Source organism: Acidobacteriota bacterium (assembly GCA_021161905.1).
In the GTDB taxonomy this organism is placed as follows: domain Bacteria; phylum Acidobacteriota; class B3-B38; order Guanabaribacteriales; family JAGGZT01; genus JAGGZT01.
Window position 1 is genome coordinate 15,337 of record JAGGZT010000063.1, and the last position, 14,285, is coordinate 29,621.

The window sequence follows — 14,285 nt, forward strand, 5'->3', positions numbered from 1 at the left end:
GTATCATTTCCTTTTCAAGAAAAACCTCTCTCGATATCCATCATCGAGGTGGAGGATCTCCAAATAATCCTCTCCAACAACCTCCACCCTGAATCGACCAAACTCCTGACCCACATTAAGAAGGCGAACCTCATTCTGATACTTAACCACCGCCAGCCACTTCCCACCACTGAACATAGTTCCTAAAAACTCGATCGGTGCTGGGTTGACCGAAGAATCAGAAGATGAAGGAACATTCGCCTCTTTGGATACCGGAACATTACCCTTAACTAAATTCTCCCGGGGAGCAAAGCTGAAGATATTCCTCTTGGGGGGGATATAGTCTCCTCTATTTTCCTTGAGCAGAGAGAGCTCCAATGAAGGAAGATCCATCGTAAGGAGCCTCTCCACCCCGATTTTCCCCCTTCCTCTTTTTCCCATTCCTTCCCTTGATGCAGGAGAAAAACTCATCACCTGATAGAGAGTAACTCCTAACAGACCAAAGAGAAGAAGGATGAGGATTATCTTTTTAGTTCGCTCCCGCATCAGTCCCCCTTTTCCCCTGTAGGGTGAAATAGGTGGAAAGGGAGATGTTTAGTACCACCCCTCCCCCTTCTGGATTAGCCAATTCCAATCTATCTATCACCACAAAATAAGGGAAACGCTCTAACTGGTAGATAAATCTGCGAATATCATCATAGTTACCGGAGACGGGAAAGACCAAACTAACCTCCTCTACCCCCTGAGGAAGTAAGCGGTGAGAGTAACTCGCTTCTCTTCGCTCCAGTGAAAGATCAGCACAAATTTTATCAATCTCGTCCATAATCTTGCTCAACCTCTCGCTCTTGCTCCCTAACACCTCCTTTTCGAAAGTCGAAATACCATTCTCAGCTGTGGATATTCTCTTCTTCAGTATCGCCAATCTCTCCTTCTTTTTAAGAAGGGACTTCTTCTTCTCAACGAGCGCTTGCCTTTTAGCAGAAAGTTCCGACACACCCAATAGGAGATGATTAAGCAATGTTACCTTCACCAGAATGTTGACAACTATTATCGCCCCGAGAAGAAAGAGGAACATCTTCTTTATAAACCAGGGCTTTCTCATCGGCTCTTTCCCCTTTGCCTTGGTAGATACACCGCATCAAGGAGAAACTCTATCCTTCCCGGTGCCAGCATCTCTCTTACAGGATATATGGCAGTGAAGAAGGGAGATTTTTCAAGGTACGATATAAATCCGAGCACCGACTGATAACTGGTGGCGAGGAGATGAAATTCCATCCTTATCCCTCCCTGCTCCTCACCTTGGGGAACGATCGAGATAACCAAAACATCAGGAGGCAAGGTTCTCTCTAATTCGGAAAAGAGGTTCGACCAGAGAAGCACCCTTCTCTTAATAAGGGAGTTAGCCCATTTCACCTTCTTGATAAGCGAGGGAAGATCACTTTTCCCCAATGTAAGTTCGTAATATCGAAGTTTCCTTTCAAGATGGGCGATATCGAGGTTAAGCTGGGCGATCTTCCTCTTTTCTCCCCTAACCTTCGAGAAATAGGAGTAAAGATCGGATCCCACAAGAAAACCCGTTCCCAAAGCCCCAATGAGAAGAATTAAGAAAAGTAGGTAACGAGGCTTATAATTCCTGAAAGGCACCGGGGAAAGATTCAGCCTTACCTTCATCCCAATACTCCCTCTAAAGCAGCTCCAATCGCTCCAAGTAAAGGAGTTACTTCTACCTCACCCGCTGAACTAAAAGAAGCAGAAGAAGCTAATAAAACCACCTCCTGAGACAAAGCTTCTCTAACAATGGGATGGAGGGTAAGAGAGTTTCGTCCTCCAACGAAAACCCTTAGCCTTTCCCTTGGATTTAAATTCTCCTGGTAGTAGAGAATAGTTGAGGAGAGCTCCCTGATAAGCTCCTCCTTTCGGTAGCTTGTTATTCCTCTCCGGCGGAAGAGAAGGAGATCATCCTCTTGAAATATAGCGAGGGATAGATAACGATCACCAATATTAACTAACATCATATCCTCATCCTTGGAGCAAGGTAAAAGATGGTGGATGTAATTCATCAATCCAAAACTTTCTGGAATGATCCAGCCGGGATGGAGAGAAAGAGAGGATAACACCTCCACCATCTGGTCAATCAACGCTTTCGGTGTCCCGGCAACGAGAAATCTATTTTCGGGAAGCCGTTGGTAATCGAGATAAGATTCGCCTTGAGGGATGGAGAACTTCCTCTCCGCTAACCACCTTATCAACGAAGTCAACTCATCTTTTCTCTTTGGCAGCTCGGTGAGTCCGTTCATTATAATTATCCGAAAGAGGTTATCAGGAAGAACCAGGGAAATCTTGGTTAACGATCCTTCCCAATTCTCAAGAAGTTGAGAAATAACCCCTCTAAGCTTTTCCTTATCTACCCTATCGGGACGATCACCCTCGTAGGAGAGACACTCCGCTTCAACATAGAAGGTTTTGGCAAGCTCCAGCTCTCCATCTCTCTTAGCCACCTCTACTCCTCCGACAAAACTCAAGGAGATGGCAAGAGCTGTCCTCGGTAAACTCAACTTGAAAATTCCCATCGCCTACTCCACAAAGGTGACCTTGTTTATCTCCCTCAAGGTGGTGATCCCGGAGAAAACCCTTTCCAATGCTACCTCACGGAGAAAGGTCATTCCCTCCTCCTTGGCTGCCCGTTTGAGCTCGGATCCAGAGGCTCGGTCCAGTATCATCTCTCTTATCCGATCCGACATCTCAAGGAGCTCCATAATCGCCGTTCTGCCACGGAAACCGGTCCCATTACACTCAATACATCCCTTCCCTTCATAGAAGACGAAATCGCGGTACTTCTTGGGGTCAAGTCCCGACTCCTCAAGGAGCTCGGGAGGATACCTGACCTCAGTCTTACAATTCTCACAGATCACCCGGACCAATCTCTGAGCGGAAACGCAATTGAGGGCAGAGACAAAATTGTACGGCTCTACCCCCATATTCAGCAATCTTCCAATCACATCGAAGACATTATTCGCGTGGACGGTGGTTAGTACGAGATGTCCGGTGAGTGCTGATTGAACAGCGATCTGAGCGGTTTCTGGGTCCCTTATTTCACCGACCATTATCTTGTCTGGATCGTGCCTTAAGATGGAACGGAGCCCTCTGGCGAAGGTAAGTCCCTTCTTCTCGTTTATCGGCACCTGGGTTATCCCTGGAATCTGATATTCCACCGGGTCTTCAATGGTGATTATTTTGTCCTCTTCATTTCTTATCTCAGAGATGGCAGCGTAGAGGGTGGTTGTCTTCCCGGAACCGGTCGGTCCGGTAACAAGAAACATTCCATATGGCTGATGGATATACTTCCTGATCTTCTTCAGCTCCCGAGGAGAGAAACCGAGTACATCGAGCCTCAACTCTCCGAATTCCCGATTGATATATTCCTTATCGAGGATGCGGATAACCGCATCTTCTCCATAGATATTGGGCATTATGGAAACCCGGAAATCGATCATCCGTCCTTTATATTGGAGGCGAAACCTGCCGTCCTGGGGCACCCTTTTCTCCGCTATGTCGAGCTCTGACATCACCTTGATCCGGGAGATGATATTGGTATGATATCTCTTATCTATGGGAGCCATTGCCTGGGTTAGAGCTCCATCGATGCGGTAGCGGACGATTACTTCGCGGTCTTTAGTTTCGATATGAATATCACTTGCCCGGCGCTCGATGGCGTTCAGAATTATGGTATCCACCAGCCGGATCATCGGGCTGGTATCTTGCTCCACCTTCTCAAGTGAGATACCCTCCTCCTCTTCCTTTACCAGTTTGAGGAGAAACCCTTTGGATGCCTCCTCGAGTACCCTTTGCGAGGCTTGGCTCTTTTTAAGGAAATCATCTATTTCATCAGCCGAGGCAACCGAAAGGATGAGGGGAACCCCTAAAGTAGCTTCGAGCTCATCTATCGCCGGAAGATCGGAAGGATCGGCGATGGCTATCTTAAGTCCCTGGTTATCTTTCTCAAGGGGGATAAATCTATGCTTGATCATCAGGTTCACCGGAATGCTCCTTACCAGTTCGTAATCCAGCTCAAAGTTCTTAAGATCAACAAACTCGAGCTGAAACTTACGAGCAAGCTCCTTAGCCTGCTTTTTGGCATTAGCATCAACCTTACTCATCGTGCCACCGCCGCCAATCTAAATAAAGGAAAATACATCGATATAAGGATGCCAGCAACTACCAACCCCATAGCCACCAATAATGCCGGCTCGAGGAGGGAAAGCATCCTCCCCAAACGGTAATCTATCTCCTCGTCGTAGAAATCGGCGATATTATTGAGCATCTCAACCAGAGAGCCAGTCGCTTCTCCCACCTGGATCATCTCCAACGCCATCTCACTAATTAGTCCTGTTTCCTCAAGCGCCTGGTGAAGGCTCATCCCCTCCTTAACCCTCTCTTCCGCTCTCCTCATCCTGAAGATTACCTCCTTATTACCTACCGACTGGGAAGCTACTGCCAGCGATGGGAGAAGAGGGATCCCTCCCCCAAGCATAGTGGAGAGACTCCTGGTAAATTGGGAAATATAATAATGAAGCCAGATATTGCCGACTAAGGGGAGCCTTAGTTTCCAGCCATCTATCCTTCTTCCGCCCTTTTCGGTTTTTGACCATGCCCGAAGGAGGAATATCAATCCGAGTATGCCGATAAGGATGAAGAGGAAATTGCGGCTGATGAAGCTCGCTGTTTTTATTAGGATGGTTGTGATCAGGGGAAGCTCCGCACCGAAGTCAGCGTAGAACTGAGCGAACCGGGGGAGAACATAGGTAACAAGAAGGGTAATGAGCCCGGTAGCCAAGACAATAAGTACTATTGGATAAACTATAGCTGAACTTACCCGTTTCCTGAGCATAGAAAGGACCTTCTGATAACGGATAAAGCGGCGAAGTACCCCGGGGAGGTCACCACTCCGCTCGCCGGCAAGAAGAAGGGAGATATAAAGACGCGGTATCACCTCTCCTTGAGCTTCAAATGCTTGGGAAAGGGAGGCTCCCTCAATCACCCTCTTTTTTACATCCTCGAGGAGTCCTTTAAAGAAGGGATCCTCCCTCCTCTTAATGAGGATATCAAGTGATTGAACGATGGTAAGCCCCGCTTCCACCAGGGCTAAAAGTTCCCGATTGAAAACGAGAAAATCCTCCCCCTTTATCCTTGACTTCCCGAAGTAAAGAAGCTCGGAAAAGGAATACCTTCTCTTTACTTTAAGGGGGTAATATCCCTTCTCGGTTAGTTCTTTCTCCACCGTTTTCCTATCTGTCCCGGACAATGTCAGGGAGATTATCTTCCCTTCGGCATCAGCCACCTTGCAGGCGAAGTAGGGCATTCTTATCGCTCCTTCCCAAAGCTCGTCTTGAGCAATATAAACAAAGCCTTATCACTCCCCTCATCTCTTAAGAGGCCAAGGATAAACGGGGTACCTCCTTTGATATTCAAGCTACCACGGAAAAGGCGTCGGTAAGCAAACCTTCCATTGGGGAGTTTTCTTACCTGAAACAGGGTAAAATCCTTGAGTCGCACCACCTTTCCTCCGACCACCTCGGGATAGAAAGTGAGATGGAAGCCTCTCCCCCGCGCTCGGAACGGCTTACCTTCGATGGCAGTGAGTTTTATATCCTCAGCCAACTGAAATGAGCGATAGGCGAGGAAAGAGGAGAGTCTCGCCGCCACCTCCTTTATTTCGGAAGAGTTACCTCTGTTAGTCTCATTTCGGGAAGCAAAGATGAACTCCATCTTCAATTCAATATCCCGTGGGGGGATGTCGTACTCCTCGATCTTCTTTTCCACCAGCTTGAGGTTCTCCTTTGAATCGATGACCTCGATGATCCTTTTGGTGGGCTTTATCAAGATACTTCCTCGGGAGGAGAGAAAAGGCTTGATCGCGAGGGCAGCGCCTCCAACCTCCCGGTATTTAAGGGTGAAGGTCTCCTTTTGTAGGCTTGCCGGCTCAGTTGAGCCCTCGAGAAAAAGAAGGACCGCCAAGATAACCCCTAAAAGCAGATTCCGTCTCATCTCAGGAACTTAAGGTTGGGGAGAACTACCATCACCAGTTGGGTTTCTCCGTCGATCTCCAACTGATAGACCCGGGCTTTTCCCCCGATGTCCTGAACCATCGGTTGTGCCCCTGTCTCGACTATTTCACTTACAAAGGGGGGCGTTCCCCCCTTTAACCCCCCCGAGAAGCGCCACCACGCAAGGATCGCACCGACGATAGCCACCGCTATCATTAAGAGGTAAGCTGGCCTAAGGACGAGGGGAGCCCATCTCCTTGTCCTCTTTCTCTCTATCCTTTCCATTACTTCTTGGGTGAAAGAGGGAAATAGAGCGGGATTTAACCTTTCCCTTCTCAGAAGCAAAAAGAGCTTAGCCGGATCCTTCTTAACCACCTTTCGGAAGCAGGAAGAACAAGTAAGAATATGCTTTTCAAACTCCAAGGTATCCTCTGAGGACAATCTTTCCTCAAGGTAGTCATCTATCTTCTTTCTGATCTCTTCGCACTTTTTCATAACTTCTTCCAGTAATTGAGAAGCTCGGGATATCTCGATTTAATCTCCCGCCTCAAATGGGCTCTTGCATGCATCAAGTGGTTTCTCACCGTGGAGGGAGCGATATCGAGTATCCTCGCCACTTCATCGGTAGAGAGCCCCTCGATCTCCCGCAGGATAAAGATCGTTCGTTCTTGCTCAGGCAGCTCATTTGAAAGATGGGAAAATATAAGGGAAAGTTCCCTTACGAACCTCTCCTGTTCTCCGGAGGGAAGTTCAAAAATCTCTCTCTCTTCTCTAAGTACTGCCTTCCGCATCTGGCTTTCCCTTTTCCTTCTCCTCAAGAGATCGAGGCTCAGATTTACTACCATCCTCCGCAGCAAAAAGCGGATGTTTCCTTCCTTTCTTATTCTCCCCCGGCTATCCCACAACTTGATGAAGCACTCCTGCACCACATCCTTCGCCTCATCGAGATCCTCCATCATTCGGTAAGCGATGCCGATCAGCTCCTCCTTCAACTTTTCAATAAGAAGAGCGAAAGCATCAACATCTCCTTTTCTTATCCTCTGAGATAGGACCTCAAGTTCTTTACTCTTCTCATTCATAATACGAATGGGGAACCTTCTCCGTCTAATAATTTTCTGCAAGGCTAATATATTAAATATATTAGATAAGCCCCTTATTGTAAAACCCAATTTCCCTAAGAGGAGAAACAGGTTATTATGATATAATTCTCTGGATAAAACGGATCTCAGGAGGAAAGACGATGTTTGTATATCTAAACAGCGCAATTAAGATATTTACTATTATCCCCTTAGCGATCTTTCTGCTCTGCGGGATGGCGGGAAACGAGAAGAGACCTCGCGCCCGCGATATTGGCTTAGTAACCGGGATCTTCCCCCCGGGAAGGTATAACGCGATAACCGATGTTCCCGATGTATTGGTAGGGCAGGTAACGCTGATAAGAGGGGACGATATCAGAACCGGGGTAACTGCTATCCTTCCTCATAAAGGGAACATCTATCAGGAGAAGGTTCCTGCAGCGGTCTATGTGGGCAATGGGTTTGGTAAGCTAACTGGCTTTACCCAGATTGAGGAGCTTGGGGAGATAGAAACCCCGATCCTTCTTACCAACACCCTCAATGTACCCCGGGTGGCGGATGCGGTTATCGACTACATCCTAAGCCTTCCGGGAAACGAAAACGCCCTCTCGATAAATCCAGTGGTAGGGGAGACGAATGATGGCTGGCTGAACAACATCAGGAGCCGGGCGGTAAAGAAAGAGGATGTTTTGAAGGCGATAGAAAAAGCAAAATCAGGACCAGTAGAGGAAGGAGCAGTAGGAGCAGGTACTGGTACCATCTGCTATGGGTTCAAAGGTGGGATCGGAACTTCCTCCCGGGTTCTTCCGAAATCGCTTGGAGGATATACCGTAGGGGTGCTCGTCCAGACCAACTTTGGCGGTGTTTTGAGGATAAACGGTGCCCCAGTGGGAAGAGAGTTGGGAATGTTCCCCTATCAGCGAAAGGTGGCTGACAGCTGGCGACATGGCTCCTGTATGATCGTGGTAGCGACCGATGCTCCCCTACTTCATCGGAATCTCAAACGGTTGGCAAAAAGGGCAGTACTTGGATTGGCGAGGACTGGCTCTTATATGAGCAACGGTAGCGGTGACTATGTGATCGCTTTCTCCAACGCTCCCTCGGTTAGGATAAAAAGGAACGAACGAGCCTACAATGTAGGCACTGTGGTGGGCAATCGAATGATGTCCGCCCTTTTCCTGGCAGTAGTGGAGGCTACCGAAGAAGCGGTGTACAACTCCCTATTCAAGGCACAAACAATGGTGGGTTTTGAGGGCCATAAGGTAGAGGCGCTTCCTATCGACAAGGTCATCGAGATCTTAAAGAAATACAACGCTTTAAACTGGGACAAAAACCTCCCCTCAGCAGAGAAGGATTAGCCTTTATTCATAACGGAGTGCCTCCACCGGGTTAAGCCTTGCTGCGTAGAGAGCGGGAAGGGTTCCCGAGATTATCCCAACTGCTGCCATCACGATAAAGGCGGTAAGCATCACTCCGAAGGAAATATAGGGAGCGGGGAAATATTTGGGGAGAGGGAGCTTACCCATAAGGGAGCAGAAGGCTACCCCTACGAAAATACCTATCATCCCACCGGCAATCACGATAATAAGCGCCTCTAAAAGGAACTGAAGGAAAATATGCCTCCTTTTGGCACCGACCGCCCGGAGAACTCCTATCTCATGGGTCCTCTCTCTCACCGACACCAACATAATATTCATAACTCCAAAACCACCAATAAGGAGGGTGATGATCGCCGCTATCCCAAGGAAAACCTGAATATTTCTCCCGATTTTCATAAACTCAACCATTCCTTCGGCATAGGCACTAAGACTTATTGCCTCCTCGTCAGTCTCGTCCACCCGGTGAAGCCGAGCAAGAGCCCTTCTCGCTTCTCGCTCACATTCCTTATACCGGAGTAGCTCCCGTGGCTGGAAGAAAATGTTATGGAGGTATTTAGTACCGGTGAATAAAGCCCTGGCAGTAGTTAGGGGGATAAGTGCCTTATCATCGTCCAAACTGTTCCATATAGTCCATTGTTCGCCTTTTTTCTTCGCCACTCCGATCACCTTGAATCTTATTCCCTTAATCCTCACCTCCTCCCCCACTGCTTTTCTATCAGGACCAAAGAGCTTTTCTTTGACCCCGGCACCGAGAAAACAGACGCGGCGGAAATTATCCACATCAGCCTGGTTTATAAATCTCCCTTTTGCTACCTCGAACTTCCTCACAATGGCATACTCCGGAGTAACCCCCTGGGTGTGAACAGAGAGAACCTCGCTTCCATATTTTATGTTTATAAACCAGAGATTTATCATCGGGGCGATAAGCTCCACCTCGGGACAGTGTTCAAGGGCAACGATATCCTTCTCCGTAAGGAGGACCCTTCTTCCCGCACGATATCCTCCTATCCCTTTGGACACCCTTCCTCGCCATAGAATCATAAGTTTATCCCCGACTTTCGCTATATTAGCGGTATAGCTTCGTTCGAAGCCAACTCCCCAACCCACGAGAATAATGACCGCGGCAATACCCCAGATGATGCCGAACATAGTGAGGATAGTCCTTCCCCGATTGACCTTGAGATCATACCATGCCTGAGAGACAAGCTCCCTCAGAACCATCATCCTCCCTCCTTACTCATACCGTAACGATTCAATGGGATCCAAGGACGCTGCCTTTTTTGCAGGAAGAATCCCGGAAACAAGCCCTATTCCCACCATCACCGCGATGGAGATTAAAAACATTCCCAAGGAAAACTCACCACGGGGCGCTGTTTCGGGAAGGGGAGCATGATTATAAGCAAAGATCAGGGAAAGTCCAATAAGGTACCCGAAGAGACCTCCGATAAAGGTAATAACCAGTGCCTCGAAGAGGAACTGAAGGAGGATATCCTTCTTCCTCGCCCCTACTGCCCTCCTGATTCCTATCTCCCTTGTTCGCTCGATGACTGAAACCCGCATAATATTCATCACCCCTACCCCGCCGATAAAAAGGGTAATCACGCCGACTATCCCGAAGAATACCGTCATCGCGATGCCGATCACCTCCATCATCTTAACGAATTGAGCAAGATTGAAAAAGATAACCGCTCCCGTAAAGGAAAATCCCGATGTCATAGCATCTTTTGGTGAAAAGTTGTGAAGGGAGGCAAGGGTCTTTCTCACCTCATCTACCGCCTCGTCCGTGAGCGCCGGGGATACCGGTTTGAACTGGATCGTCCAGAGATATCGGGTACCAGAGAGGATGTTCATATGGGTGGTTATAGGAACATATACCTGAAGATCATCTTGTGAACCTATAGTAGCCATTTGCTGATTCTTCCTTTTCGCCACCCCAATCACCTTGAACCTTACCCCTGCTATCTTCACTGTTTTTCCAACCGCCTGATTCTGCTTAAAAAGTCGCTCCTTTATCTCCGCTCCAAGGACACAAAAACGCCGGTGTCTCCTAACATCATCCTGATTGATGAACCGTCCCTCTTCTATCTCTATATTCCGTAAGAACCGGGCTTCGGGCACTACCCCTCTAACATCGGTTTCCCTCGCCTCTATTCCATGTTTGACCATAAAGCTCCTTCTGGCGCAGGGAACAACTACTCCTACACTGGGACATTGTAGGCGGATCGCCTCCACATCCTTCAACTCGAAGTGGACATCCCTTCCAGCCTTATATCCCCCATATGGCTTCGAGGTACGACCGGGAAATACGAAAACGATATTTTCCCCTATCTTGGTCATCTGGCGGTGGAACATCACCCGGATCCCGTTTCCGAAACCCATCAATACAACCACCGAAATGATCCCCCAGGTAATACCGAGGAGAGAGAGGGTACTCCTCAGCTTGTTCATCCTCAGATTACGAAACGCCTGCTTGATCAGTTCGCTTATCGTCATCGCTTCTCACTAAGGTTAAGGCATTACCACTTTGTCCCCTTCCTTAAGTCCTTCAACTACTTCTGTCTTTATCCCATCGCTTATCCCAGTTTTTATCTCCTTTTTTCTCTTTCCAGTCTCAGTTGTAGGGTCAAAGAGATAGACATAAGCCTTTCCGTCCTTCCGTTCTATCGCCCCCTCGGTGATGAAGAGTACATTCTTCCTCTCCTGAATAACTATTTCAGCATCGGCGGACATCCCAACCCGCAGAGGTGAAGTATCATCGAGGAACTTTACCCTAACCTCGAAGTTTACGACATCCCCCTTTTTCTTTCCCAATGGAGATATCTTTATGAGCTCCCCATTGAATACCCGATCAGGATAGGAATCGACATGGACCTGAACAGGCATCCCAACCCTTATCTTCGCCACATCCACCTCATCCACATCTCCTCTGAAGTGCATTTCCGACACATCACCTAAAGTCATAATTACTGTACCGCCAGAAGCAGAAGATATAGGAATTACCGCAGACCCTTCATCGGTATCTCGATTGAGGACTATCCCGGAAAGAGGAGAGCGGACGATCATCGATTTTATCGCATAACTCGCCTCACTCGATTCCTTATCTTTAGGGGAAGACTGCTTTTCCTTACCCCCTCTATAACCGAGTACTTGAAGTTGCGCCTTTGCCGCGTAATAGCGTGCCTCAGCAAGGAAATAGGCTGTCTTTGCCGATTCAAAATCCTTCTTCGAGATCAGCCCCTTGTTAAAAAGCTCCTTCGACCGACGGTAGTTCTGCTCCTCCTTCTCCATTTCCGCCTCAGCCGATTTGAGCTCTTCCCTCGCCTTTACCACTTCGAGAGGAGTAGCACCGGGAACGACCTCCGCTAAGGGATCCCCTTCCTTCACATAATCCCCCTCTTCAACAAAGAAACGATGCACTACCCCGCCTATTTTAGACTTTACCTCTATCTTGGCTTTAGGATAGATGGAACCAGTGGCTACAACTGTTTCAGCGATATCCCCCCGCTTTACCTCGATGGTCTTTAGATCGCTGAAATCTCTCTTCTTCCCCTTGGCTTTCAACTGCCAAAGGTAGCCCACTGAGACGATCAGCACCAAGGCTATAAGGATAAAAACTATCTTCTTTCTCAATTCTCCCCTCCTTCAATTTTTATTTTCTTTGTGCCCGATAACAATGGTTTTGAAGTAGGTATCTCTCCTCTCACCTCATATTCTCCAGGTGAAACGGGAACGCCTGAATCGTCGTATTGATCCCAATTATAAGAGAACTCCATCACCTCTCCCGGGCTCAAGATGAGCTGGGTGATCACCTGAAGACAAGCCTGATGCCTTGAAAGACGAAAGACCTCATCCCCTCCCCTAAAAACTACGAAGTCATATTGGCAGGAGGTGGGAAGGGTGATTATTTTTTTCTCCTCCTCTGTATTGACCACCCTCAAAGTCAATTTTACTGTTTCTCCCGGCTTGTAACTATTCTTGTCGGTAATAATGGTTAGCTCCACTCCTTCCTCAACCTGGGTAGGGCTACTACCATTACAGCCAAGAGAAAAGGCTAATGATAGTAGGAAAAACAAGATTATATCCCTCCTTTTCATTACTCCCTCCTTTCTTAATTACGCATAAACAATCCTTACTGTTCCGTTTTTAATTTTACTAACTTCCTCCTTCTATGGTAAATTTGGGACGAAATGGGAGAAAAGGAAAGGCTGAAACCGGGGAAATTAGCCCCGATATTCCTTGAAAAGCTACTTAGGAAAATCCCTATACGGGATGAAAGGGTCATCGTGGGTCCTAAAGTGGGAGAGGACGCGGCAGTAGTGAACCTCGGAAAGAAATACCTAATCCTAAAAACCGATCCGATAACCTTCACCAGCAAAAGGATAGGCTGGTATGCGATAAATGTGAATGCAAACGATATCGCCGCTATGGGGGGAGTACCTCGTTTCTTCCTCGCTACCTTACTCCTACCGGAAGAAGAAACCACCGAGGAACTGGTAGAAGAAATATTCTGCGACATTATCTCCTCTTGTGAGAAGTTGAACATCACCCTCTGTGGGGGCCATACTGAGGTGACTCCGGGGCTTAAGAAGCCTATTTTAGTGGGAATGATGGTGGGAGAGGCAGAAAGGAAAGAGTTGGTGATAAACGACCGGGCTGAGGTAGGTGACATTATCCTCCTAACCAAAGGAATAGCGATCGAGGGAACCTCGATAATAGCCAGTGATTTTTATGAGGAACTTAAAGGGAAACTCGAGGAAAAACTGATACGAAGGGCGATGAAGTTGAGGGAGGAACCGGGATTAAGCGTCATCAAAGAAGCACGGATAGCGGTAAAGACAGCTCATGTTCATGCGATGCATGATCCCACCGAAGGAGGACTGATCACCGGGATATACGAGCTGGCGAAGGCGGCGGATAAAGGAACGCTCATATACCAGAGGGAAATACCCATCCTCCCTGAAACCGAAGCTATATGCAAGATATTTAACATCAATCCCTTAGGTCTTATAGCCTCGGGCGCGTTGCTCATAGTCGCTTCTCCACCCGAGGCGAAAAAGATCAGGAAAGAACTCATAAAAAACGGGATCTTCGTTTGCAAAATAGGCGAGATAAAGGAGAGGGAGTTCGGCGTTAAGATGGAGAACGAGGAAGGGGAAGTAATTGAAATACTTCCCCTTCCTTCAGATGAATTAACTAAACTCCTCTAAGTCCCTTACTCCTCTTTCCCCCTCTCCTTGGGCTCGGGGAGAACGGGCGGAGGAACATCCTTAGGAACAGCGCACTTATAAGTGAGACCCTTGGTCTTCTCCTTCCACTCTTTTCTTACCTTCTTAAGTAATTCCGGCTTCATCAGAAAATCTATTGCAGTAGCGGCAAGGGTCTTTGCTGCTACGATCATTCCCCTGTGTCCGATATCACTTCCAGCAGAGGCTACCACTGCCCAGCTATGCCAAGGGATATTCAAGGGGGCACAAGCGGTATTCATAGTTATGGTGGGGGTTATCCAGCTTACATCAGCTACATCGGTAGAGCCCCCTCCCCAGCTCGGTTCTGGGGGCTTGAAGGGTTCTATCTTATCCGATAGCCCTTTCTCCGTCTTTCCACATTCCTTCTGAATTCTTTTGGCGAACTTCTGATCTTCTGGGGTAAATTTAGGGGGACCAACCAGCTTCAGGTTTTCATACATTATCTCGGCACCTGTCTTTAATCCGAGATAGTTATAAACCCCGGAGAGGAGATGAACTTCATAAGTGGTCTCGGTGGCGAGGCTCGCTGCCTTGGCTATCTTGAGAAGGCGGTTATAGACC

General features: G+C 47.9%; 16 protein-coding genes. 2 read left to right on the forward strand and 14 right to left on the reverse strand.

What is annotated here, in order from left to right; genetic code table 11:
- Positions 1–3: 3 nt before the first annotated feature.
- From J7L64_08665 to J7L64_08705, 9 genes are read right to left on the reverse strand one after another with little or no spacing between them, the layout of a single operon-like run.
- Positions 4–525 carry a hypothetical protein gene (locus J7L64_08665; GenBank protein MCD6452414.1) on the reverse strand — a complete coding sequence of 174 codons (522 nt, stop codon included), beginning with the start codon at positions 523–525 and terminating at the stop codon, positions 4–6.
- The gene (gene pilO, locus J7L64_08670) at positions 509–1,081 is read right to left on the reverse strand and encodes a type 4a pilus biogenesis protein PilO (GenBank protein ID MCD6452415.1); all 573 of its coding nucleotides are present in this window, start codon (positions 1,079–1,081) and stop codon (positions 509–511) included. Before pilO ends, J7L64_08665 begins: the two co-directional genes overlap by 17 nt.
- A complete protein-coding gene (locus tag J7L64_08675) occupies positions 1,078–1,650 on the reverse strand; it encodes a hypothetical protein (protein MCD6452416.1) in 573 nt (190 codons plus the stop codon). The genes pilO and J7L64_08675 overlap by 4 nt, the downstream gene beginning before the upstream one ends.
- A complete protein-coding gene (locus J7L64_08680; protein MCD6452417.1) occupies positions 1,647–2,549 on the reverse strand; it encodes a hypothetical protein in 903 nt (300 codons plus the stop codon). Before J7L64_08680 ends, J7L64_08675 begins: the two co-directional genes overlap by 4 nt.
- A gap of 3 nt (positions 2,550–2,552) precedes the next feature.
- Entirely contained in the window at positions 2,553–4,136 is a 1,584-nt protein-coding gene (locus J7L64_08685) for a type II/IV secretion system protein (GenBank protein MCD6452418.1), read from the reverse strand.
- Positions 4,133–5,338 (reverse strand): type II secretion system F family protein, encoded by a 1,206-nt coding sequence (locus J7L64_08690; protein MCD6452419.1) that lies wholly within the window; start codon positions 5,336–5,338, stop codon positions 4,133–4,135. The genes J7L64_08685 and J7L64_08690 overlap by 4 nt, the downstream gene beginning before the upstream one ends.
- Before the next feature lie 2 nt (positions 5,339–5,340).
- The gene (locus J7L64_08695; protein MCD6452420.1) at positions 5,341–6,024 is read right to left on the reverse strand and encodes a hypothetical protein; all 684 of its coding nucleotides are present in this window, start codon (positions 6,022–6,024) and stop codon (positions 5,341–5,343) included.
- Entirely contained in the window at positions 6,021–6,518 is a 498-nt protein-coding gene (locus tag J7L64_08700; protein MCD6452421.1) for a zf-HC2 domain-containing protein, read from the reverse strand. Before J7L64_08700 ends, J7L64_08695 begins: the two co-directional genes overlap by 4 nt.
- A complete protein-coding gene (locus tag J7L64_08705) occupies positions 6,515–7,102 on the reverse strand; it encodes an RNA polymerase sigma factor (GenBank protein ID MCD6452422.1) in 588 nt (195 codons plus the stop codon). The genes J7L64_08700 and J7L64_08705 overlap by 4 nt, the downstream gene beginning before the upstream one ends.
- A gap of 161 nt (positions 7,103–7,263) precedes the next feature.
- Here J7L64_08705 and J7L64_08710 point away from each other — a divergent pair, with 161 nt between their 5' ends.
- Positions 7,264–8,457, forward strand: coding sequence for a P1 family peptidase (locus J7L64_08710; protein MCD6452423.1), 1,194 nt, complete (start codon positions 7,264–7,266; stop codon positions 8,455–8,457).
- A 3-nt stretch (positions 8,458–8,460) separates the two neighbouring features.
- On the opposite strand, the gene J7L64_08715 is transcribed toward J7L64_08710, so the two are convergent.
- From J7L64_08715 to J7L64_08730, 4 genes are read right to left on the reverse strand one after another with little or no spacing between them, the layout of a single operon-like run.
- A complete protein-coding gene (locus tag J7L64_08715; GenBank protein MCD6452424.1) occupies positions 8,461–9,702 on the reverse strand; it encodes an ABC transporter permease in 1,242 nt (413 codons plus the stop codon).
- A 9-nt stretch (positions 9,703–9,711) separates the two neighbouring features.
- Positions 9,712–10,971 (reverse strand): ABC transporter permease, encoded by a 1,260-nt coding sequence (locus J7L64_08720; protein ID MCD6452425.1) that lies wholly within the window; start codon positions 10,969–10,971, stop codon positions 9,712–9,714.
- Positions 10,972–10,986: 15 nt separating this feature from the next.
- Positions 10,987–12,108 carry an efflux RND transporter periplasmic adaptor subunit gene (locus tag J7L64_08725; protein ID MCD6452426.1) on the reverse strand — a complete coding sequence of 374 codons (1,122 nt, stop codon included), beginning with the start codon at positions 12,106–12,108 and terminating at the stop codon, positions 10,987–10,989.
- On the reverse strand, positions 12,105–12,572 hold the full coding sequence (locus J7L64_08730) for a hypothetical protein (GenBank protein MCD6452427.1): 468 nt from the start codon (positions 12,570–12,572) through the stop codon (positions 12,105–12,107). The genes J7L64_08725 and J7L64_08730 overlap by 4 nt, the downstream gene beginning before the upstream one ends.
- A gap of 93 nt (positions 12,573–12,665) precedes the next feature.
- Here J7L64_08730 and J7L64_08735 point away from each other — a divergent pair, with 93 nt between their 5' ends.
- Complete coding sequence (locus J7L64_08735; GenBank protein ID MCD6452428.1) at positions 12,666–13,685, forward strand: AIR synthase family protein; 1,020 nt, start codon at positions 12,666–12,668, stop codon at positions 13,683–13,685.
- Between the two features lie 5 nt (positions 13,686–13,690).
- Here the strand turns inward: J7L64_08735 and J7L64_08740 are convergent.
- On the reverse strand, positions 13,691–14,285 hold a 595-nt coding region (locus tag J7L64_08740), incomplete at its 5' end, for an amidohydrolase (protein MCD6452429.1).